Below are 21,864 nucleotides of genomic sequence, written 5' to 3'. Positions count from 1 at the left end.
GCCGGGCAAGGGCTGTGCTGGCAGGTGATCCTGAACTGTCGCACAAGCGTATCACGCGCACGTCTAACCGACCTGCAGCAATCAGAGCCCCCCATGACCACCATCGTCTGGTTCCGCCAGGACCTGCGCCTTGCCGACAACCCCGCACTTGCCGAAGCGTTTGCCAATGGCCCGGTGCTGCCTGTCTACATTGTCGAAACGCCGGAGCAGGCCGCAGACAGCCATCCCATGACCGGGGCGAGCCACTGGTGGCTGCACCACAGCCTCAAGGCCCTGGATGCGACCCTTGGTGCCCTCGGCGGACGCCTCGTGGTGATGGAAGGGCCAGCCGAAACGGCGCTGGAACGGGCGGTGGCGCAAAGCGGCGCAACGGCGATCCACTGGAACCGCTGCTACGAGCCGCATGCGATTGCCCGCGACAAGCACCTGAAGACCCGGTTCAGCGCCGATGGCCTCAGCGCGCGCAGCTTCAACGCCAGCCTGTTGCATGAACCCTGGGACGTGGAAACCAAGACCGGCGGCCCGTTCAAGGTCTATTCGCCCTTCTGGCGGGCGGCCCTGACCCGGCCAGTCGCGGCGCCCCTGCCGCGCCCCAGTGGCCGTCTTGTCAGCCCGGACGGGCTGGGCCGGCCCCTGGACAGCTTTGGCCTGACGCCGAGCAAGCCCGATTGGGCGGCTGGATGGCTGGACCTGTGGCAGCCGGGCGAGGCCGGGGCCAGTGCGCTGCTTGGCACGTTCCTCGAGGAGGGGCTGAAAGGCTATGGCGAGCTCCGCAATCGCCCGGACCTTCCCAATGTCTCTCGCCTGTCACCGCATCTGCATTTCGGCGAGATCTCGCCGCGCCAGGTCTGGGCCGCAACCCGGCTCTACACCGACATGCATCCCGCGCTTGCCAAGGACGGCGAGAAATTCCTGTCCGAGATCGGCTGGCGCGAGTTTGCCTATCACTTGCTCTATCACTTCCCGACCTTGCCTGCGAAGAACTGGAAGCCTGCCTTCGATGCCTATCCCTGGCGCGAAAGCGAGGCCGACCTGAAGGCCTGGCAGCGCGGCATGACCGGCTATCCCATGGTGGATGCGGGCATGCGGGAACTCTGGGCCACCGGCTACATGCACAACCGGGTGCGCATGCTGGTCGCCTCCTTCCTGATCAAGCATCTCAGGCTCGACTGGCGGCACGGCGAGGCCTGGTTCCGCGACACGCTGCTGGATGCGGACCTTGCCAACAATTCGGCCAGCTGGCAGTGGGTGGCCGGCAGCGGCGCTGATGCCGCGCCTTACTTCCGCATCTTTGCACCCGTCGGGCAGGGGCAGAAGTTCGATCCGGACGGGGTCTATGTCCGGCGCTGGTGCCCGGAACTGGCGCGGCTGCCGAACGAGTTCCTGCACGCCCCTTTCGAGGCACCGGACCGGGTGCTGAAGGCGGCTGGTGTCGTGCTGGGCAAGACCTATCCCCGCCCGATCGTCGATCACGCCGCCGCCCGCGCGGCAGCGCTCGCCGGCTATGAAGCCGTTAAAGAGGCAGGTGGCGTCGCGGCCGAATAGACTTACCCGCGCGTAGCCACCGGATGGGTCTATTCCGCCGCCTGTGTGCGGGCGATGTCCGCCGGAATGCGGAAATCCAGCAGCGCGGCGAGGTCCCGCGCCTCCTGGCCGATGACGTCGAATTCGGCCGAGGTGGCGAAAGTGCGCGCAAGGCTCCAGAAGTCGGGCTGGGCAAAATGCGGTTGCATCGCTGCAAGGCTCTCGGGTTCGCGCCCGAGCACAAGCCGGTAGGCCGCGCGGATCTCCGCTTCGCTGCGTGGTGCCCCCGCCGGTGCCGACCCTTCCGGCAGCTGGCCGGTCAGCACCATCTGCGCCAGCGTGGCAAGGCCAGTGGCGCGGGCGGCCAGGCGCGACAGGGCCACGCTGGCACCACCGCCGTACCAGATGAAATCGTCGAACACATTGGCACCAAGGCCAAACCGGTCGGCCAGCTCGCGGCGGGTCTGATGCAGGTAGAAGCGGTTGAGCCCGTCAAACTGCATCGCTGTGTAGCCAAGATCCTGCAGCTGCCGGTCCACCTCGTTTTCGGCGACAGACCCCTCGCTGTGGACGGTTGTCTCGATGGCCACGACCCACGGGCGCACGGGCGAGGTGCCCCAGCTCGCCAGCACGTCCTGTTCCATGCCCTCCACGTCGATCTTCAGCCAGTGCACCTCGCCGGGGGCGGCATTCAGCACCTCGGCCAGGGACAGCGCCGGAACGGTCAGCGCAACCGCACTGTGACCGGCTGCGGCATGCGCTGCGGCGACATCCGCCCGGCCTGTCGAGAGCCCGCTGGTGCCATCAATGCGGTGGAAGGTGACGCTGCCCGGGCTGGTGGACAGGGCCACTTCGAACACCCGGTCACCGGGACGCGCGGCGCGGAGCGCTGCGGCCATTTCCGGCAGCGGCTCGACATGGAAGCCGCGCCAGCCCTTGCGATAGAAGCCGAGGGAAACGGAATCCTGCACCGGATGGGAAGCCCCCACGTCAATGTAAAAACCGGCCTCGACATCGCGCAGCACGCGCCAGAGAAGGACATCCTCAAGGTTCTGGGAAAAAGATTCAAAGCGCATCTGGCAGGTCCGAGCATAAATCTGGTGCGCAACTAATGATATCGCGTCGCATGTCTGGCAAGCGATATCGCGGCTGTGCTTGACCTGTGCACGCAAGACATTAGGTTCTGAGACGATTTTGCATCGCTGCACTCCCGCCCCTTGCCTCCGGATTTTCTCCATGATCACGCCCTGGCCCATCGAACTTCGCCTCTCCAAGGACAAGAAGACCCTGACGGTCGCCTTTGATACCGGCGAGAAGCATGACTACAGCGCGGAATATCTCAGGGTCTGCTCGCCTTCGGCCGAGGTGCAGGGGCATAATCCGTCGCAGAAGATCACGGTTCCGGGCAAGCGCGACGTGATGATCCTGAGCGTCGAGCCCGTGGGCAATTACGCCGTCCGCCTGCATTTCGACGACCTGCACCAGACGGGCATCTACACTTGGCCCTATTTCCTCGACCTCGCCCGCAATCCGGACAAGCACTGGGGCGTCTATCTGACGGAACTCGAGGCCAAGGGCCTGTCGCGGGATCGGTGAGGCCGGGAAATTTTACCCGTTGCTCCTGCGCAGGCAGGAGCCTAGTAATCGGGGCAGGGATTGTTTGGCCCCGGCATCAAAAAATAGTCAATTCAGCGGGTTACTAGGCTCCTGCCTGCGCAGGAGCGACGAAGTGCGGATCCGGTTTGATGCGTCAATGGCCCCGGCTCTGGCGATGCACAGCCGGGGCCAGTCAAGGGAGGCAGGGGCTCTAGCCCCTGGAAGCCATCAGCGCTTGACGACCACCTTCGCGCCGATGCCGACGTTGTCGTACAGATGCTCGACGTCCTCGTTGGCAAGGCGGATGCAGCCGGAGGAGACCGCCGATCCGATGGTCCAGGGCTGGTTTGTGCCGTGGATGCGGTAGATCGTCGAGCCGATGTAGAGCGCGCGGGCGCCGAGTGGATTGTTGATGCCGCCGACCATATGCGCGGGCAGGATCCGGCCTTGCTTGCGCTCGCGGGCGCGCATGGCCGGCGGCGGGGTCCAGCCCGGCCACTCGGCCTTGCGCGTTACCTGGTGCACGCCCGACCACTGCATGCCTTCCTTGCCGACGCCAACGCCGTATTTCATTGCCCGGCCGCCCTCGCGCACGTGGTAGAGACGGCGCTCCTTGGTGTCGACGACGATGGTGCCCGGTGCATGGGGACCGGAATAGTTCACCATCTCGCGCGCGATCGGCGAGCGGCCAGAGCCTGTGCCCGGTCCAAAACTCTCCCACTGCCGGGTCACCGGATCATAGAAGCGGCCCGCCTGGGCGCTGGCGGCCGCTGTGCCGGCCAGAAGAATACAGGTGGCCAGAAGGCCGATCATCTTGCGCATCAGAAAGTGCTCCCCACACATAGCGCCACCCGGCGCGTCTCTCCAAATCCTGCCGCAGACTAGAGCATGCGTCTTTCTGCCAACTTAACGCAAGGGGATTGGGTTTTACGTTGGGTTTGACCGGCCTTGCTCGTGCTCTGAACTTTTTGCGGGTCAGCCTGCCGGGCGGAGCTGGAGCGTCGCCGATGGATTTGCAAAACGACGAAGGGCCTCGGCGGGGCCCTTGGTGTTGATCGTCAACCTCGGCCCTACCTGCGTCATCCCGGCCAAGCGAAGCGCCGAGCCGGGACCGGAGAGCCGAGGTGTCTATAGTTCAAGGAGTTACACTGGCGAGGCTCAGGCTCTCCGGTCCCGGGTCTTCGCTGCGCTCAGCCCGGGACGACGATGGCGAGGTTGTTGGAAGTGGCGAAGGGCCCCGGCGGGGCCCTTCGATATCAGCTGATCAGTTCAGGACAACACCTCACCCCAGGTTTAGTTCCTTGAAGAAGTCGTTGCCCTTGTCGTCGACGACGATGAAGGCCGGGAAGTCTTCGACTTCGATCTTCCAGATCGCTTCCATGCCGAGTTCCGGATAGGCGACGACCTCCACCTTCTTGATGCAGTCCTGGGCAAGACGGGCGGCCGGGCCGCCAATGGAGCCGAGGTAGAAGCCGCCATGGGCCTGACAGGCGCGGCGGACGGCCGGGGAACGGTTGCCCTTGGCCAGCATCACCATGGAGCCGCCGGCGGCCTGGAACTGGTCGACATAGGCATCCATGCGCCCGGCCGTGGTCGGACCGAAGGAGCCGGAGGGCATGCCTTCCGGGGTCTTGGCGGGGCCGGCGTAATAGATCGGGTGGTTCTTGAAGTAGTCCGGCAGCGGCTCGCCGGCCTCCAGCCGCTCGCGGAGTTTCGCGTGGGCCAGATCGCGGGCGACGATCAGCGGGCCGGTCAGCGACAGGCGGGTCTTGATCGGGTGGCGCGACAGTTCGGCGAGAATTTCCGGCATCGGCCGGGTCAGGTCGATCTTGACGACGGCGTCAGAGAGATGGTCGTCGGTGATCTCCGGCATGTATTTCTCCGGATGCATCTCCAGCTGCTCGAGGTAGATGCCATCCTTGGTGATCTTGCCGAGGGCCTGACGGTCCGCCGAGCAGGAGACGCCGATGCCGATCGGCAGCGACGCGCCGTGGCGCGGCAGGCGGATGACGCGCACGTCGTGGCAGAAATACTTGCCGCCGAACTGCGCGCCGACGCCGGTCGCCTGGGTCAGCTTGTGGATCTCGGCTTCCATTTCCAGATCGCGGAAGGCGTGGCCAAGTTCCGAGCCCTGCGTCGGCAGGGTGTCGAGATAGCGGGCGGAGGCGAGCTTCACCGCCTTCAGGCACATTTCGGCAGAGGTGCCGCCGATGACGATAGCAAGGTGATACGGCGGGCAGGCGGCCGTGCCGAGCGTCAGGATCTTTTCCTTCAGGAAATCGATCATGCGGTCGTGGGTCAGCAGCGACGGCGTGCCCTGGAACAGGAAGGTCTTGTTGGCCGAGCCGCCGCCCTTGGCCATGAACAGGAACTTGTAGGCGTTCTCGCCCTCGGAATAGAGCTCGATCTGCGCCGGCATGTTGTTGGAGGTGTTCTTCTCCTCGAACATGGAAATCGGTGCCAGCTGCGAGTAGCGCAGGTTGCGCTTGAAATAGGCATCGCGCGCGCCTTCGCCGAGCGCTTCCTCGTCGCTGCCCTCGGTCCAGACGCAGCGGCCCTTCTTGCCCATGACGATGGCGGTGCCGGTGTCCTGGCACATGGGCAGGACGCCGCCGGCCGAGATGCTGGCGTTCTTCAGGAGGTCGAAGGCCACGAACTTGTCGTTGTCGGTCGCCTCCGGGTCATCGAGGATGGCCTTGAGCTGGGCGAGATGCCCGGGGCGCAGGTAGTGGTTGATGTCGATGAAGGCCTGCTCGGCCAGAAGCCGCAGCCCCTCGCGCTCGACGACCAGCATTTCCTTGCCGTTGAAGGTGGCCGTCGAGACGTGGTCGGACGTGAGCTTGCGATAGGTCGTCTTGTCCTCGCCAAGCGGGAACATGGCGCTGTGACGATAGTCCGGAGCGGTGACAGGAGCGTTCATCGGGGTCTCTTTCCTGGCGGCCGTGCTTCGTGATTGGAACGGCTCAAAACGGGATGGCCTTCTTTACGGCAAAAAGGCCGGTCCCGCCAAGCGGGTCCGGCCTCGGGCTGCTGACAAACCTTGTTTCTTGCCGGCAGCTTGCTCCGTGTCACCCCGGCCGAGCATCGCGAGAGCCGGGGCCAACTCGCTTCCAGAGCGATGCGATACTTGCAGCAGCGCTGCGGCAGGCATTGCGCGCCCTCTCCGCAGCCTGTGGTGCGACCCTGCCAGTCTCTGCTGCTCTGCGAACGAGTGGGCCCCGAGTCTCCGCTGCGCTCCGCCCGGGGTGACATCGGCGGGCGCATAAACGAAGCGACGGCCGGTCCGCCAAACGGGTCCGGCCTTCGCAATTCGTCGCGGGGAAACGGCGTGTTGTCAGCGGCTGGCTGTCAGGTCCAGCTTGATGGTGACATCGTCGCCAACGGTGGCCGGCGGGAAGCTGGCGCCGACGCCAAAGGCGGAGCGCTTGGCAGTGGCTGTGCCAACCGCGCGGGCGCTGTCGCCGGTAATGTCGAGGGTGAAGTCGAGCGTCACCGGCTGGGACTGGCCGCGCAGGGTGAGCGTGCCGTCCATCTGGTACGCATTGCCGCCCTTCGAGGTGACAGCACCCGAGGTGAAGGTCGCGGTCGGGAAGCTGGCCGCAGCAAGCCAGTCGGCCCCCGGGATCATCTCGACGAACTGCGGGTTGGCCGTGGCAATGCCGCCGGTCTCGATGGTGGCCTCGATCTTGGCATCGGCCGGATTGGCCGGATCAAAGCGGATGGCCGCCGTCCAGGTCTTGAAGGTTGCCTCGACGGGCTGGCCTCCCTGGTCGACGGCGAAGCCCAGGGTGCTCTTGGCGGGATCAACTTTCCAGTCGGAGGCGAGGGCCGGCGTGGCGGCGAGCGATGCGGCAATTGCGGTCAGTTGCAGGAACTTGCGCATGGAATGGTCCTTTCGGAAAGAGGCGGTCAGCCAGCAGTGCGGCCGGGACGCAGCATCCGGAGGAGGACGCCGTCGCGCGCCAGGAAATGATGCTTCAGGGCAGCCCCGATATGGGCGACCAGCAGCAGGATCAGCAGCCAGGCAAACAGCTCGTGCAGATCCTTGAACAGGGTCTCGGCCTCCGCCTTCGTGCCGAGCGCCTCGGGGATGGTCAGATGCGGCATGTGCACGGCGCCGAAGAGAATGGTCGGAATGTTCCAGGGGGACGCCGAAACCATCAGCCAGCCAGTCAGCGGAATGGCAAAGAGCAGGCCATAGAGCCCGAGATGGCCCAGATGCGCCGCTGCCTTTTCCCAGGCCGGCATTGCCGCCGGCAGGGCCGGGCTCGGGTTGGCAAGGCGCCAGACGAGGCGCAGCACGGTCAAGGCAAGCACCACGAAGCCGATCGACTTGTGCAACTGGAACAGGGCAAAGGTCGCCGGATCGGTGAGGGGCAGCCTGTGCATGTACATTCCAAGACCGATCATCCCGATGATCATCAGGGCCATGGACCAGTGAAAGGCAATGGCGATCCAGCCGTAACCATTGGAACTGTTGCGCAGCATGCAGGCTCTCCTGATAGGTGGGCCGGACGTGATGGGGACCGTCCGGCCCGGACCGCGCTGACCTTACTTGGCCGCGGCGAGGGTTTCAGCATGCAAGGTGATGGTGACCTCGTCGCTGACATAAGGGACGAACATGTTCATGCCGTAGTCGGACCGCTTGATCGTGGTGGTGCCGGCAAAACCGACCGCCGGCATCTTGGCCATCGGATGTTCGCCCATGGCTGTTACCTTGACGGCGAGGGTGGCCGGCTTGGTGACGCCCTTGATCGTGAGGTCGCCAACGATCTCCAGTTCCTTGTCACCAGTCTTGGTCACCTTGGTGCTCTTGAATGTCGCCTGCGGGAACTGTGCGACGTCAAAGAAGTCGGCGCTCTTCAGGTGCGTGTCGCGATCGGCGAAGAAGGTGTCGAGCGACGTAGTGTCGATGGTGAACTCGATCGACGAGGCTTCCGGCTTGTCGGCATCAATGAGGAGCGTCGCATCCCAGTTGCCGAAGCGGCCATCGGTGGTCGAGTAGCCGAGGTGGTCATAGGTGAAGGAGAGATTCGAGTGGCTCTTGTCGAAGGAATAGGCCACCGGCTCGGCGAGCGCCGGAGTGGCGAACAGGGCGAGGGCGAGGGCAGAAGCTGCAAAGCGGGTCATGCGACGTCTCCGGAAGGGATAAACAGAAAGGCATCAGTGATGCCGGCGCTGTTACATGTAGCTGATTTTGCGCAAGGCACAATTTGACGCGCCGTTCACTAGGAGTGAACGATGACCAAGAGTTACCCGGTGAACTGACCACGAATAAAGACTGATCTCTGCGGAAAACTGCGGAGAAATACGCAGTCTTCGGGTCTTGCGGCTCCATGCGGCAAGGCCTGATCACGGGCTTTTGCCGCAGATGTGAGCGAAGGTGGTGGTGCAATGCACAATGGAATGTCGGGGGGCAAGGGCCGTTTTGTCATCAATCCATCAACGGACTGGTGCAGGAAGGAAGCAGTCAAGTCCGCATCCATAACAAGATTTTTCCATCTGCTGCAATCATTGGTGGTGGAAGCCGAAGGGATTCGTTGTGAAGAAAGCCGTGCTCATCTGCCATCGTGGCCTGTCGCGCAAGGCGCCGGAGAACACGCTGGCAGCGCTGGAGGCAGCGATTGCCGCAGGAGCCGATGTAGTTGAGTTCGACATCCACACAAGCCGCGACGGCGTGCTTTATGTCATCCACGACGAGACCGTGGACCGTACAAGTAACGGACACGGCCGCGTGGCGGACATGACCTCGGCCGAACTGGATCGACTGGATGCCGGCAGCTGGTTCTCGCCAGCCTTTGCGGGCCAGCGGCTTCCGCGTCTGTCGGTGTTCCTGGATGCCTGCAAGGGGCGCGTCGGCACCTATGCCGAGATCAAGGCGGCGGACCCGGCGCGGGTGCGCGACATGCTGGCCGCGCGCGGCATGCTGGGTCGGGCCTGGTCCTTCTCCTTTGACCAGGACATCCGGGCGCAGATGCGCGCAAGGGTGCCGGACCTGCGCCGTATGGTGCTGTTCCAGCATATGGGCTCGGTCGAACGGGCCGTTGCGGCCGAGGCGCATATTCTCGAATTCCACGAGGGCAATGTCACGCCCGAGCGCGTCGCCCAGGCGCGGGACGCCGGGCTGGTGACGCAGATGTTCTACGCCGGGTCTGATGTGGGTGTGTTCGAACGGGCGATCCGCTGCGGCATTGAACAGATGAATATCGACGAGGCGGAATTGTTTCGAGCTGTGGAGGCCAGGATGCTGGCAGAGACGATCTGATATATTGATGCGTCTGGCGTTGATATTGCAATAAAACTGCCAAAACCCAGGTGTTTCAGGGGGCTGATTCAGCGGAAGTTAAGGCTAGTGTGTTTCGTTTGGTCCGATCTGATACAGGGACGGACAGGACACGATGCAAATGCGGACACCGCGGGCCGGCCTTCTCGGGCACAGATCAATTGGTCATCCGGCAACACGCCTGGCTCCGACCAGACGGGGATCTGCTGCTGCGGCGGCGGCGTCTCTTGCGGGCACGATCCTTGCCTTGTTCTTGCTGTCCTCGCCGGTTCTGGCTGCCGACTGGGTGATCCAGCGCAGCAGCGGCAAGGTATACCTGCTTTCACCGGGCGTTGAGCCCGTCGCCGCGCGAAGCGGCATGGTCCTGCCGAAAGGCGTAACCCTTGCAACGAGAAGCGGGGCGAAGGCGCTGCTGGTTCGTGGCCGGGAGACCATTCTGGTCTCGCCGAATTCGACGGTCGCTATCTCGCGCCTGAAAAGCACGGGCGAGACCACGACCCTCCTGCAGCGCGACGGCCAGGTGACGGTGGATGTGCAGAAGCGTGCCCGGCCGCATTTTGTTGTCGAGACCCCGTTCCTGGCCGCCGTGGTCAAGGGCACGCGCTTTGGTGTCCAGATCCGCAAAGGGCAGGCAAAGGTCGAGGTTGAGCGCGGCCTGGTCCAGGTGATCGATCTCGATACCGGCGAGCGGTCTGATATCGGGGCCGGGCAACAAGCCAGCACGCAGGACGGTGTCGGCCTAAGCGTAACCGGATCCGGCACCCTTCCCTCCGTCGAGAGTGGACTGGCTCCTGCCTCGTCCACCTTCACAGCGCCGCTGTCTCCTGCGGCAAGCCTGGCAACTGACGCAAGCCCGGCCGGCAGTACCCGTAGTACCGGCACAGTGGTGAATGACAGCTCTCCGCATGACAGCGGTCCCGCCGGCAACGCCGGCGGCAATGGCAACAGCAACGCTGGCGGCAATGGCAACGGCAATGCTGGCGGCAACGGCAACGGCAATGCTGGCGGCAACGGCAACGGCAATGCTGGCGGCAATGGCAACGGCAACGCTGGCGGCAATGGCAATGGCAACGCCGGCGGTAACGGCAATGGCAACGCTGGCGGCGATGGCAACGGCAACGCTGGCGGCAATGGCAACGGCAATGCTGGCGGTAACGGCAATGGCAATGCTGGCGGCAATGGCAACGGCAATGCTGGCGGCAATGGCAATGGCAATGCCGGCGGTAACGGCAATGGCAACGCTGGCGGCAATGGCAATGGCAACGCTGGCGGCAACGGCAATGGCAACGCTGGCGGCAATGGCAATGGCAATGCTGGCGGCAACGGCAATGGCAATGCTGGCGGCAACGGCAATGGACGCCAGTGATGGCATTCGGTCCAACTGACAGGTCGCCAAGATGATGCGTGGAGGTCGCTTGCAGTCGCTGGCTCAACTGGCCCGTCAGTTGGTTCGACTGGCTTCGGTCAGCTGCGCTCTGGCGGCCGTGATTGCCGCGTTGCTAGCCGTCGGCCTGCACACGAAGGGCTGGCTGCAGCCGATTTAACGGGCCATCCAGGAGGTCAGGTATTCGCTGCTGGAGCGCCAGGCGTCAGGCGAGATTGTATTCGTTGATATTGACGCAAGCAGCCTTCGCAAGGTCGGAGTATGGCCCTGGGCCCGCGGATTGCACGGCGAACTTGTTGACCGCCTCCGGGCAGCCGGTGCCGCAGAAATCTATTTCGATATCGACTTCAGCGCCTACTCTGGTCCAGTCGAAGACAGCAAATTTGCGGCGGCGCTGCAACGGGCAGAGGGCTCGGTTTACCTTGCAGTCTTTCGGCAACCGTCTGACCCGGCGCTCCCTGCAGAAAAACGCCTCACGAACATTCCGATTTCGCCCCTTCTGGACCATGCCTGGCCAGTGACAGTCAGCCTGCCGGTTGACAGCGACGGAAGGATCCGGTCGTCGCTTTTTGCCGACAGCATTCATGGCGAAGCTGTGCTGTCTCTGTCTGCCATGGCAGCAGGAGCGGATGGCGGCATATTGCAGACGTTTGGTATCGATTTCAGTATTGATCCGGGCAGTATCCCGCGCATCTCAGCGGGGGATGTTCTGGCAGGCAGGGTTGATTCCGGCGCGCTTGAGGGGCGCAAGGTCGTGATCGGAGCCAGTGCACAGGAGCTGCGGGATTACTTCAATGTCCCGGTGCATGGCATTCTGCCCGGAGCGCTGCTGCAGATCCTGGCAGCCGAAAGCCTGCTGGCCGACAGGGCGATGAGCAGCGGTTTCGGCTACCCGTTGCTGGCACTTGTGCTCGCGATCGGGGCCATTGCAACGCTTTCGGGCATGACGACCTGGCGGCCGCGGCTCGTCCTGTTCTTTATCCTTTCTGTCGGGCTGGAGATCGTCGCGCTCGCTGTACAGGCCATCGCACCGCTGAGCCTCGACACGGTGCCTGCCCAGATCGCCCTGATCGTCTTGGCCCTTGCGGCCCTGCTACGGGAAATCGGGGTTCGCCAGCTGCAGATCCGCGCGATCCACCGGGAGCAGGAAAACGACCGCCGGATCCTCGATCAGGTGTTCAAGGATAACTTCGATGGCGTGATCGTTGTCGACAGCAAGGGCATCGTCCGCGCTGCCAGCGGCAGCGCGGAAGCAATCTGGCGTGCCCCCATTCGCAGTGGGACCTGTGCTCCAGACGTGCTGCCGTCCGAAGTCGTGGTGACGCTTCAGAACGCAATTACAGATCCGGAATCGCAGGATGAAGGTGTCAGACTGCACGAAATTGCAATCAAGCTTGGCGACCAGCCGGACAATGCCCGATTGATCGAATACGCGGTTACAGCCTCCGTGCTTGCCGGGATCGAGGGAGATCGGCCGGATGTGGTGACCTGCCTGACCTGTCGTGACATCACCGACAAGCGGCGTGCGGAAGATGCCTTTGCCTATCTTGCCCGTCACGACCCGATAACCGACCTGCTGGACCGGCGCGCCTTCGAAGAAGCTTTGCAGATCCGCCTACAGGACGGGGCGCGGCGCGCGGGTGACTATCACCTGCTCGTCGCCGGCCTTGAGCGCATCGATATCATCGCCGCGTCCCTCGGGCTTAGCTGGGCTGACAAGGTTCGTGCGGCGATCGCCCACGAATTGCGACAGCTCGGATGCGAGTTTGTCGCCAGTGTCGGTGACCGGCAGCTTGCGTTGGCCGGATTTCCGGACGGCGTTGTGCCTGAAGAATTTTGTCAGGAGGTGTTGCAGCGAATATCGCGGGAACTCGTTCTTGGTGGCCACCGTCTGCACATCAGCGCCTGCTTTGGTCTGGCGACGCTTGCTCCTGAGGATGTACCTGACGCCGCGGCCATGCTGCGCCAGGCCGGCACGGCTCTGTCGTGGGCCCGGAAGTCAGGTCCACGTACGATACGCCGGTTCGACCAGGCCATGCTGCATGCCGTGACCCGTCGCCGGCTCCTCGAGATTGATCTTGAGGAGGGCATCCAGAAGGGCCAGTTCCACGTCGTCTACCAGCCTCAGGTCGAGCTGCAGGGTGGCAAGATGATCGGCGTCGAGGCACTGCTGCGCTGGCAGCATCCTGAGCTCGGCAATGTGTCGCCCGTCGAGTTCATTCCCATTGCAGAGGAGAGTGGTCTGATCGAGCCGCTCGGAGCCTTTGTTCTGCGTGAGGCTTGTCAAACCGTGCAGGGATGGAACCTGCCATTGCGCCTTGCGGTCAATGTCTCCCCGATCCAGGTCGAGCGCGGGTCGGTCACCACAGCCGTCGAAGCGGCGCTCGCATCGTCGGGGCTGTCGCCGTCTCAACTGGATCTGGAACTCGTCGAATCCCTGTTCCTCGGGCAGGCTGATCAGGTTGCCGCCAGCATCTCGCGTCTGCGGAGCCTCGGCTGTGGCCTCGCCCTCGATGACTTCGGGTCTGGCTACTCATCGCTCGGTTACATTCCGCGCTTCCCATTCTCGAAGATCAAGATCGATCGGTCGTTTGTGGAACGGGTCGCCGTCGACAAGGGCAGCGTTGCCATCGTCCGCAGCGTTGTCGAACTGGCGCGCGGCTTCGATATCACGGTCATCGCGGAGGGCATTGAAACGCGGGCCCAGGAAGACGTGTTGCGCCGGCTCGGTTGTCACATCGGGCAGGGCTATCTTTACGGCCGTCCGATGAGTGCCGAGGACCTCCTTGCCTTGCAGCACGCCGCAGCCTGAGCTGCGGCGCGCCATGGAATGGCTCAGAGCCCCAGACCGCCGATGCAGGCGTATTTGATGCTGAGGTAGTCGTCGACGCCGTATTTCGAGCCTTCGCGGCCCATGCCGCTGTCCTTGACGCCGCCGAAGGGGGCGACTTCCGTGGTGATCAGGCCTTCGTTGATGCCGACAAGGCCGTATTCCAGCGCTTCCATGACCCGGAACACCCGGCCAAGGTTCTGGGCATAGAAGTAGCAGGCCAGGCCATACTCGGTGTCATTGGCAAGCCGAATGACTTCCTCTTCGGTCTCGAAGTGGAACAGCGGGGCAAGCGGGCCGAAGGTCTCCTCGCGCGCCACCTTCATCTCGGCGGTGGCTCCCGCAACGATGGTCGGCTGGAAGAAGCTGCCCTCGTTGCCGATGCGTGCGCCGCCGGTCAGGATAGTGCCTCCCTTGGCGACCGCGTCGGCGATGTGTTCCTCGACCTTGGCAATGGCACCGGTGTCGATCAGCGGACCCTGGGTGATGCCGTCCTTGCGCCCGTCGCCGACCTTTAGCTGTGCCTCGACGGCCGCCTTCAGCTTGGCAGCAAAGGCGTCATAGACGCCGGCCTGGACATAGAGCCGGTTGGCGCAGACGCAGGTCTGGCCGGAGTTGCGGAACTTGGAAATCATTGCGCCGGCGACAGCCGCATCGAGATCTGCATCGTCGAAGACGATGAAGGGTGCGTTGCCGCCCAGTTCCATCGAAATCTTCTTCATGTGCTTGCCTGCCTCGCTGGCAAGCAGCTTGCCGACTTCGGTCGAGCCGGTGAAGGTGATCTTGCGCAGGAGGGGATGCTCGCACATCTCCGCCGCGATTTCGGCTGCCGAACCGGTGACCACGTTGATGACGCCGGCCGGAATGCCCGCTGCCTCCGCCATCGCGCCGAAAGCGAGGGCAGAGTAGGGCGTCTGGCTGGCCGGCTTGATGACGATGGTGCAGCCGGCCCCGAGCGCGGCGCCGAGCTTGCGCGCGATCATGGAGTTCGGGAAGTTCCAGGGCGTGATGGCCCCGACGACGCCGACCGGCTCCTTGGTGACAAGGATGCGCTTGCCGGCCCAGGGGGCGGGAATGACGTCGCCGTAGATGCGCTTGCCCTCTTCGGCGAAGAAGCGGATGTACTTCACGCCAAGCGCAATTTCGCCCTTGGCCTCGGCCAGCGGCTTGCCCATTTCGGTGGTGAGCAACTCGGCCAGCGCATCATGGTTCGCCATGATCGCATCGCACAGCTTGTGCATGCGGCCCGCGCGATCCTCTGCCGTCAGGGCCTTCCAGCCGGCCAGCGCCTTGTGCGCGGCCTCGATGGCGCGGCGCGTTTCGGCGCGCCCGGCTTTCGGAACGGTGCCGATGGTCTCAAGCGTTGCCGGATTGTCGACGCGGATGGTCTGGCCGCTGTCCGCCGGAACCCAGGCTCCATCGATGTACAGCTGCTGCTTCACCAGATTTGCATCAAGGCCCATGTCGGTCTCCCCCGATTTGTCTTGCCCGTCGTGTCGGACGTGTGTGGCATGTATCAGGCGAGACGTCACGTCAGCGCCTATTATTTAACATGTTAAACAGTTTCGAGGCGCGCGGTAAAGGGCCTTTGCACATCGTGTGCAGGCAGGGGTGCGACCTGCACGCTGAGGCAGATCAATATTCCTTTTCGAAATAGATGCCGGCCTTCGACGACCCGGTCGCCCCCACTTCGCCACGGGCTTTCAGATTGCGCGACAGGTCGATGTCGACCTTGACCTTGGAGGAGTCGCGGCCGGTGCCCTGTTCGACGCCCAGATAGATGTTGTCATTGATGTACTTGCCCACCGACAGGGACGGTCCGCCTGGACCTGCGACATTGAGATCGACCGCGTCCAGCCCGAGCGACTTGCGCAGCTGGGCAAGGGGACCCTGGTCGCTGCCACCGGTCAGCGTTGCCACGGCGGCGGCCAACTGGGCGATCTGCGTCGGCGACAGGCTGGTCATGCTGCGGTCGAACAGCAGCTGGGCGAGGATTTCGTCCTGAGGCAGCGAGGGCGACGACGACAGGGCGATCACCGGATCCGCGGCGCTGCCGCTGATGGTCACATTGATGGTGGTCGAACTGGCGGTGGTGGTGGCCACGAAATTCAGCGTCGGCGTCAGCGAGCCCGTGAAGGTGACCGAGCCTTGCGAGAAGGCAAGCCGCCGGGTGAGCACATCCAGCTGGCCACGGCGCAGCGTGATGCCGCCAATGGCTTGCGGCTGAGCCGTCGTGCCAACGATGCGCAGCGAACCGCCCAGCTCCGCATCAAGACCACGGCCGCGCACGAAGATGCGGGCCGGCGCGTTGACGGTGACGTCGAGCGACAGTCCGCCGCTGCCCGAGCCGCCGCCTGTCTCGCCCATGTCCTGCTTCAACTCTGCCACCTGCTCGCGCACGGGCTTGGGCGCATTGACGTGTCGCACCGCCAGCGGCGACAGGCTGCCGGGCAGGGACTGGGGAATGGCGATGTTGGCATCTTGCACATTCACCGTGCCGGACAAAACGCCGCCGCCTGCCAGCGGGCCGCTGACCTTGAGGGCAGCACCAATATCGGCCGAGACGATGCGGCCATCGCTGTAGCGGCCATTGTCGACCGTGATGGACAGATCCGCCGGCATGCCTTGCGACAGCCCGACCGAGCCGCTGGCCTTCACGGTGCCTCCGGCAGCAATGGCAGCGGTGATGCCGTTGACAACGATCCGGTCGCGGGTGACGTCGATGGTGCCGGTCACATCGCGCAGGGTGAAGCCGGAGGAAAGCTCGGTGAAGCTGACGCCTTGCGGACGCGCCGTCAGGGCGTAATCGGGCGCGGCGAACGTTCCGCCGATCCGCCCGGACACGGCCAGCGCGCCTTCGCCCCGGAACCCGGACCGCGTCAGGGCAGGGCGGGCGAGCGCCAGCGGCACGCTGCCGGAGATTTCAAGCGCCAGCGATCCGGCACCGGCGATGTTCACCGGGCCAGTTGCGGTGAGCGACAGGCCTCCGTCGCCGATCACCTTGCTGGTCTGCTCGATGCGCTGGCCCTGGAAGCTGCCACGGCTGTCGAGGCCAAGCGGGGCGATGCCGTTGCTGGCGAGGGCCGCCGCCGAAAGACCCGCGCCCGTCAGCTGCCAGCTGGCAACCGGCGCGCTGGCCGCGCCACTGACCTTGACCGAGCCACTGAGCGTGCCGGCAAGCCCGAGCCCCGGACTGAAGGCGTTGGCGAGGGCCACCGGCACGGATTTCAGCGTGCCATTGAGGTTCAGCGTCTCGCCGGCGGTGCCCTGGATCACAAGGGAGCCGCTGCCGAGGGCGAGGGCAACCTCGTCAAGCCGGGCAATGGCATTGGCGTAGGACAGCCGCGCCGGGCGCACCAGCGATGTCTTGAGGCCGCTGTAGGTGCCGTCCAGTCGGGCGAGCGTCAGGTCAAAGCCAGCCGCGACCGCCGTCATGCTGCCGGCCGCAGCGACGCCGTCCTTGGCGGTGCCCGGCAGGCGCGCATCCAGCGTGAAATCCGTGCGGGTGCCGTCGCTCTTGGCCGTGGCCGCAAGGCTGGAAAGCCGCGTGCCGCCGGCCAGGAGGCCGGATGCCGACACCGTGCCGGAGGCTTGCGGGACGGCGGTCAGATCAAACAGGTCCGCGTCGACCTTGAAGCTGTCGACGGCTGCTTGCGGCAGGCCCACGCCTGCGCCCTCTGCCGTAAGGCGGACGCGCGGGCCCTTGGCGTCAGCGCTGATCGCAGCCTGCGCCGTCAGGCGGCCGGAGAGGGCGGTGAGGGCAAGGGGGGAGAGTTCCGAAAGGTCGGGGGCGTTCAGGGCCAGCGTGCCGCTGACGCTCTCGAGCGCGCGGGTCAGGTCCGCGACTGTCAGCTCGCCGCTGAGCCGGTTGCCGCCGACGGCAGCCTCGAAGCCCGTCAGCTCGGCGCGGCCATCGGTGCTCGACACTTCACCCCGTGCCACCAGCGGCGCGCCGTTCAGTCTGGCCGACAGGTTCAGTTCCCCGCGCGGCGCATCCGGATCGGCTTGACCGGAGAGGGCCAGCGACAGGTCGCTGAGCGGCGTGCCTGACAGCAGGATCTGGTTCGAGGTCGCGGTCAGCTCAAGCCCGGGACGTGCCAGCGCACCGGACAGGTCAGCCTCGGCCGTCAGGCTTCCGCCAAGCCGCGGATCAAGGCGCGACAGATCGGGCAGGGTCAGGGTGAGGTCGCCATCGAGACCGTCATCATCGTCCTGCTTCAGTTCGGCGTTGCCGGAGAGGGTTGCGCCGGGGGCAGTAAGGGCAAGGTTACGCAGGCCCACCGTGCCGTCCCCGGCAAGCGTTAAATTGGCAGTCGCCTGGGTCTTGCCGGCCAGAAGGCTATCAAGCGGAGCGATGCCGGCGGCCAGATCGGTGCCGGCAAGTGATAGGGCAACAGTGCCGGACGGGTCATTGAGGTTCAGGTCGGTGCGGAAGCCGGCCCCCAGGCTGCCGGACAGCGGCAGGCCGGCGAGCGGAGCGAGACTGGCAAGATCCGGCAGGCGCAGGTCTCCCGTCAGCCGTGTCTGTGCGAGGCTGATCTCGCTTTCGCCCAGTTGTAGCGACAGTACCGGCAGGTTAGCGCTGCCCCGCGCCAGGCGCAGCACGGGCATGCCGCCTTTGACTGTAAAGCGACCGGCTATCTCGGCCGTGCTTGCCCCGGCGAAGGGAGCAAATCGCGGGTCCTGCGGTGACAGACCGGCGAAGCGCAAGGTGGCAGTAAGGGGCACCGACACGGCGCCTGGCCGAACACTTGCGCCGACGCCTGTCGCGTCCAGCCGGGCGGAGGCAAGCTGCCCGGCCGGCGTGGCAAGCGTATCGGTTTCGATGCTGGCATGCCAGGTTGCTCGATCGAGAGAGCCGTCGAGCTTGGCCGAGGCGGTCAGACGTTTCAAGGTGGTGAGGCCAGAGCTGGAGCCAGTGCCAGTCTCGATGCCGATCAGGGCATCGCCGCCAGCTGCCAGCATCACGTCCGCCAGCCCGGTGAGGGCCTGCGTCGCCGGATCGAGACTGCCGGAGGCTGAGACCTGCAGCGTCCCGGTGCGGATGGTCAGCGTTGCGCCCAGCGGCTGGAACGTCCCGGAGAGGTCTGCCGAACCGGCCAGTCGTGTCGTCCCCTGGAACAGGGCACCGGCAATCGGCGGGACCAAAGGCCCGAGATCGCCGTCGAGCTCGACTGTCAGGCTGCGCTTCGCATCGGCTGCTGCGGTCAGGCGCGCTGTGCCGATGACCGTCGGGCGGTCATCAAGGGCAAGCGCCAGCCTGGCGCCCCAGTCTGCGAGGGGCCCGGAGCCGGCAAGGTCAAGATCCAGTGCCGGAAGCTCGTCAATGCCAGCGAGCCGGGCAATGATGCCGCCACGCGGTTCATTGGCCTTGAGGCTGAAGTCGAGCGTGCCGGCACCCGGTGCGAAGCTGACATCGGCGGCAACCGTTCCGGGTGTGCCGTCGATCCGGGTGATGCCGAGCCGGGCGGAAATGGTTTCTGGCACTGCCTGAGCCGACCCTTCGGCCTTGGCTGCCAGGGTCACCGGAACGCCGGCCACCGGCGCGTCAAGCTGGATCCGTGGCAGGTCAAGCTTGTCGATCCGGACCTCGGCTATGGGAAGGAACGGGCCATCTTTCGCCGGGCTGGCCTGTTGGGCCTGTGCCGGCGTCGGCCGGCGCTGCAGGTCAAACAGATCGGCGGCCAGGGCGGTGATGTGCATCTGTCCGGTGAACAGCGCCAGTGGCCGCCAGTCGAGGGCGATCCCCGACACGGTGGCATAGGTCCCCTGGCTGTCCGTCAGGGTCAGCGAGGCGAGCGAGGCGTTGCCGGACCAGGAAATCGAGAGGCCTTCCAGCCGGGCGCCGCCCTCGGGCAAGTCCAGCGCGTCATTGGCCAGCTGCTGGATTAGGCTTTCCCCGAGCGGTGTCGGCACGAGCGCAAGCGCGAGCCCGGCAAGTGCCGTGCTGCCAAGGGCGGTGTAGAGCAAGGCTTTCAGAATACGCCGCACGTGCTTTGTCCGGTTCAGAAGGCCTGACTGAGGCCGAGGTAGATCGCGAAATCAGGATCACCCTTTTCCGGCGAAAGTGGGACCGCAACATCAAGGCGCAGCGGGCCGATCGGCGTGAAGTAGCGGATGCCCGCGCCGATACCGATCTTGAAGGGGCGCGAGAAGTCGGGCACCGAGGCATTATAGACATTGCCGGCGTCGACAAAGGCGACCGCGCCGAACGTCTCGGTCAGGCGGACGCGCACTTCCCCCGACATCTCGATGAGGCTGCGTCCACCGGTGACCTCGCCATTGCGGCGCGGACCGACGTTTCGGTAGGCGTAGCCACGGATCGAGCCACCGCCGCCGGCAAAGAAGCGCCGGCCGGCCGGAATGTCATCCACCTGCGGCCCGACAATGCTGCCCGCCGTGAGGCGCCCGGCCAGGATGAAGCGCTTGGCCTCGTCCAGCGCCACGTAGCTCGACACCGACCCCTTCATGAACATCATCATGTTGCGGTTGCGGATGTCATAGGCCGGTTCGGCAAAAGCAGTCGCCAGCAAACCCTTGGAGGGATTGAGCTTGTCGTCCCGCGTGTCATAGGTGAGGTCAGCAGGCAGGCCGGTCAGCAGATAGGTCTTCTTGCCATAGGCGTCTTTCTCGTCGAGGAAGGCGACCTCGAAACCAGCCCGGCCAGTGAACTGGTCGGTGAACTGACGCTTCAGATAGGCATCATAGGCGACCGAGCGGCTTGTATAGGCGTTGGGCGCTTCCTGCTTGGCCGACAGGGAGGTGCTGAAACTGGTCAGCGGGCCAAACACGCCCGGCTTCTCGAAGGCGATCTTCGCGGCATATTCCATGTCCTTGAACGAGGAATTGCCGAGCCGGCCGACCGAGCCTTCGACGGAAAGAAGCTCGCCCTGTCCGAACAGGTTGCGCCGGCGCCAGTAGGCCTCGAAGCCGCCGCCTTCCGTTGACGACCAGGTCGCGCCAGCGCCAAGCACGTGCCGCTTGCGCTCGGAGACCTCGATGGTGACTGGCAGCGCGCCGTCCGGTCCGATCGTGTCGGCCTCGACCATGTTGACGCTGGCAAAGATGCCCAGGTCATTCAGGCGTTTCTGGGCAGCAGCCAGAATCTCGGGATCATAGATGGACCCTTCCGGGATCATCGCCTGTGCCACGACAAAATTCGGATCGGTCACCTTGGTTCCTGTGACCGTGACCGCGCCGAAACGTGCCTGCTCTCCGGCGTTGGCGACGAGCGTCACGTCCAGATGGTCATTGGCGTGGTCGGCGGTGATGTCACGGGTGACGATGCGCGCCTTCGGGAAGCCGCGCGCGCGCAATGTGTTCAGGATCTGCCGTTCGGCAACGAGGACCTTGGACGAATCCGCCGTTGTGCCAGGCGCAAGGCCCCAGAATCCGGGATCGGTCGACAGCTGGCTGGCCGCAGCCCCTTCCGCGCCAATGCGCACGTCGCCAAAGGTGAACAGCGGACCGGCCGAAATGGCGATGGTCACAGGGACCGGACGCGGACCCGGCAGGCTGCCGCGCTGCAGCGCGCTTTGCAGCGGCAGCCCGGCGATCTTGATGTCGACCGTGCCGCCATAGCGACCCTCGACATAGAGCTGGGCGATCAGCCGGTCGAAATCATTGAGTGCACGGGCAATCAGACCCGCCTCGCCAGAGGGAGCCTTTTCGGCCTCGCTCATCAGAACGGAGGCAGCAGTCAGCCGTTCCTTGAGCGGGTCATCACCGCCTGAAAGGGTCAGCGTCGGAACATAGGGAAAGGCATCCGGCGTGTTGGCGTCGTCGCTCGCCGAGCCCCACAGGCGGTACCCGAAAAGTTCGAAGGCCCCGGCCGGCAGCGGCATCAGGACCGAGGCAGAGGCAAGCAGGAAACCGGCGCAAAACAACCCTGTCCGCCAGGCCGTCCGGTTGGGAGCGGGGCGGGGCAGGGGACCATCCGCGCGGTCAACAACCGCAGCGGGGCCTGACTGTTTGGACGGAACTCGCATCAACTCGCAGCCGTCTGGTGGCCCAAAGGGGCACGGCGGATCCGTGACCCATGGGTTTGTATCGCATGGTCAGGCCGCTGTTGCGAGCCCTGCTCCGTGCGCGGGACAAGAGATCCATAGCCGGTTGCAAACGAGCAACCGGATTAGGATAAAGCCCCAAGCTATCATAGTAACGGAAGAGTTAAGGCTTTCCTGTGCCTTTGAAGGGGCCGCGTGCCCTGTCCTGAGAAGCGGTCGCTGGCGGGAAAGACGCGCGCCA

The 21,864-nt window shown here is 64.8% G+C and carries 15 protein-coding genes; 6 read left to right on the top strand and 9 right to left on the bottom strand.

What is annotated here, in order from left to right; translation table 11 throughout:
* Positions 1 to 93 precede the first annotated feature (93 nt).
* The gene (locus C8348_RS18775; protein WP_106754840.1) at positions 94 to 1,545 is read left to right on the top strand and encodes a cryptochrome/photolyase family protein; all 1,452 of its coding nucleotides are present in this window, start codon (positions 94 to 96) and stop codon (positions 1,543 to 1,545) included.
* Between the two features lie 29 nt (positions 1,546 to 1,574).
* Here C8348_RS18775 and C8348_RS18770 read toward each other — a convergent pair whose 3' ends face one another.
* Positions 1,575 to 2,600 (bottom strand): FkbM family methyltransferase, encoded by a 1,026-nt coding sequence (locus C8348_RS18770; protein ID WP_157950470.1) that lies wholly within the window; start codon positions 2,598 to 2,600, stop codon positions 1,575 to 1,577.
* Between the two features lie 160 nt (positions 2,601 to 2,760).
* Here C8348_RS18770 and C8348_RS18765 point away from each other — a divergent pair, with 160 nt between their 5' ends.
* Positions 2,761 to 3,120 (top strand): gamma-butyrobetaine hydroxylase family protein, encoded by a 360-nt coding sequence (locus C8348_RS18765; protein WP_106754877.1) that lies wholly within the window; start codon positions 2,761 to 2,763, stop codon positions 3,118 to 3,120.
* Between the two features lie 228 nt (positions 3,121 to 3,348).
* On the opposite strand, the gene C8348_RS18760 is transcribed toward C8348_RS18765, so the two are convergent.
* The 5 genes from C8348_RS18760 to C8348_RS18740 all read right to left on the bottom strand — a co-directional run bounded on the left by C8348_RS18760 (position 3,349) and on the right by C8348_RS18740 (position 8,250).
* Entirely contained in the window at positions 3,349 to 3,942 is a 594-nt protein-coding gene (locus C8348_RS18760; RefSeq protein WP_106754838.1) for a L,D-transpeptidase, read from the bottom strand.
* Positions 3,943 to 4,402: 460 nt separating this feature from the next.
* The gene (locus C8348_RS18755; protein ID WP_106754837.1) at positions 4,403 to 6,040 is read right to left on the bottom strand and encodes a fumarate hydratase; all 1,638 of its coding nucleotides are present in this window, start codon (positions 6,038 to 6,040) and stop codon (positions 4,403 to 4,405) included.
* 414 nt (positions 6,041 to 6,454) lie between these two features.
* Positions 6,455 to 7,003 carry a YceI family protein gene (locus C8348_RS18750; protein WP_106754836.1) on the bottom strand — a complete coding sequence of 183 codons (549 nt, stop codon included), beginning with the start codon at positions 7,001 to 7,003 and terminating at the stop codon, positions 6,455 to 6,457.
* A gap of 26 nt (positions 7,004 to 7,029) precedes the next feature.
* A complete protein-coding gene (locus C8348_RS18745) occupies positions 7,030 to 7,608 on the bottom strand; it encodes a cytochrome b (protein WP_106754835.1) in 579 nt (192 codons plus the stop codon).
* Positions 7,609 to 7,671: 63 nt separating this feature from the next.
* Positions 7,672 to 8,250, bottom strand: a complete 579-nt coding sequence (locus C8348_RS18740) for a YceI family protein (protein ID WP_106754834.1) — start codon at positions 8,248 to 8,250, stop codon at positions 7,672 to 7,674.
* A 412-nt stretch (positions 8,251 to 8,662) separates the two neighbouring features.
* Here C8348_RS18740 and C8348_RS18735 point away from each other — a divergent pair, with 412 nt between their 5' ends.
* The 4 genes from C8348_RS18735 (at position 8,663) to C8348_RS18725 (ending at position 13,599) form a co-directional block, all read left to right on the top strand.
* Positions 8,663 to 9,385 carry a glycerophosphodiester phosphodiesterase gene (locus C8348_RS18735; protein ID WP_106754833.1) on the top strand — a complete coding sequence of 241 codons (723 nt, stop codon included), beginning with the start codon at positions 8,663 to 8,665 and terminating at the stop codon, positions 9,383 to 9,385.
* 265 nt (positions 9,386 to 9,650) lie between these two features.
* Positions 9,651 to 10,769: a FecR domain-containing protein gene (locus C8348_RS18730; protein WP_208983816.1), complete on the top strand. Its 1,119-nt coding sequence runs from the start codon at positions 9,651 to 9,653 to the stop codon at positions 10,767 to 10,769.
* Between the two features lie 31 nt (positions 10,770 to 10,800).
* Complete coding sequence (locus tag C8348_RS22045; protein ID WP_157950468.1) at positions 10,801 to 10,947, top strand: hypothetical protein; 147 nt, start codon at positions 10,801 to 10,803, stop codon at positions 10,945 to 10,947.
* A gap of 6 nt (positions 10,948 to 10,953) precedes the next feature.
* The gene (locus C8348_RS18725; protein WP_341871596.1) at positions 10,954 to 13,599 is read left to right on the top strand and encodes an EAL domain-containing protein; all 2,646 of its coding nucleotides are present in this window, start codon (positions 10,954 to 10,956) and stop codon (positions 13,597 to 13,599) included.
* A 23-nt stretch (positions 13,600 to 13,622) separates the two neighbouring features.
* Here C8348_RS18725 and C8348_RS18720 read toward each other — a convergent pair whose 3' ends face one another.
* The 3 genes from C8348_RS18720 to C8348_RS18710 form a co-directional block, all read right to left on the bottom strand.
* The gene (locus tag C8348_RS18720; protein WP_106754830.1) at positions 13,623 to 15,080 is read right to left on the bottom strand and encodes an NAD-dependent succinate-semialdehyde dehydrogenase; all 1,458 of its coding nucleotides are present in this window, start codon (positions 15,078 to 15,080) and stop codon (positions 13,623 to 13,625) included.
* A gap of 172 nt (positions 15,081 to 15,252) precedes the next feature.
* Complete coding sequence (locus C8348_RS18715; protein ID WP_106754829.1) at positions 15,253 to 19,608, bottom strand: translocation/assembly module TamB domain-containing protein; 4,356 nt, start codon at positions 19,606 to 19,608, stop codon at positions 15,253 to 15,255.
* A gap of 14 nt (positions 19,609 to 19,622) precedes the next feature.
* Positions 19,623 to 21,503: an autotransporter assembly complex protein TamA gene (locus C8348_RS18710; protein WP_208983815.1), complete on the bottom strand. Its 1,881-nt coding sequence runs from the start codon at positions 21,501 to 21,503 to the stop codon at positions 19,623 to 19,625.
* Between the last annotated feature and the right edge of the window lie 361 nt (positions 21,504 to 21,864).

Origin of the sequence: Pannonibacter carbonis (assembly GCF_003012935.1) — a bacterium.
GTDB lineage: Bacteria > Pseudomonadota > Alphaproteobacteria > Rhizobiales > Stappiaceae > Pannonibacter > Pannonibacter carbonis.
This window is presented reverse-complemented; position numbering and strand designations above follow the sequence as displayed.

Excerpts from the sequence above, each read along its gene's own strand:
- C8348_RS18775 (WP_106754840.1), top strand. The coding sequence starts at position 94 with ATGACCACCATCGTCTGGTTCCGCCAGGACCTGCGCCTTGCCGACAAC.
- C8348_RS18770 (WP_157950470.1), bottom strand. The coding sequence starts at position 2,600 with ATGCGCTTTGAATCTTTTTCCCAGAACCTTGAGGATGTCCTTCTCTGG.
- C8348_RS18765 (WP_106754877.1), top strand. The coding sequence starts at position 2,761 with ATGATCACGCCCTGGCCCATCGAACTTCGCCTCTCCAAGGACAAGAAG.
- C8348_RS18760 (WP_106754838.1), bottom strand. The coding sequence starts at position 3,942 with ATGCGCAAGATGATCGGCCTTCTGGCCACCTGTATTCTTCTGGCCGGC.
- C8348_RS18755 (WP_106754837.1), bottom strand. The coding sequence starts at position 6,040 with ATGAACGCTCCTGTCACCGCTCCGGACTATCGTCACAGCGCCATGTTC.
- C8348_RS18750 (WP_106754836.1), bottom strand. The coding sequence starts at position 7,003 with ATGCGCAAGTTCCTGCAACTGACCGCAATTGCCGCATCGCTCGCCGCC.
- C8348_RS18745 (WP_106754835.1), bottom strand. The coding sequence starts at position 7,608 with ATGCTGCGCAACAGTTCCAATGGTTACGGCTGGATCGCCATTGCCTTT.
- C8348_RS18740 (WP_106754834.1), bottom strand. The coding sequence starts at position 8,250 with ATGACCCGCTTTGCAGCTTCTGCCCTCGCCCTCGCCCTGTTCGCCACT.
- C8348_RS22045 (WP_157950468.1), top strand. The coding sequence starts at position 10,801 with ATGATGCGTGGAGGTCGCTTGCAGTCGCTGGCTCAACTGGCCCGTCAG.
- C8348_RS18720 (WP_106754830.1), bottom strand. The coding sequence starts at position 15,080 with ATGGGCCTTGATGCAAATCTGGTGAAGCAGCAGCTGTACATCGATGGA.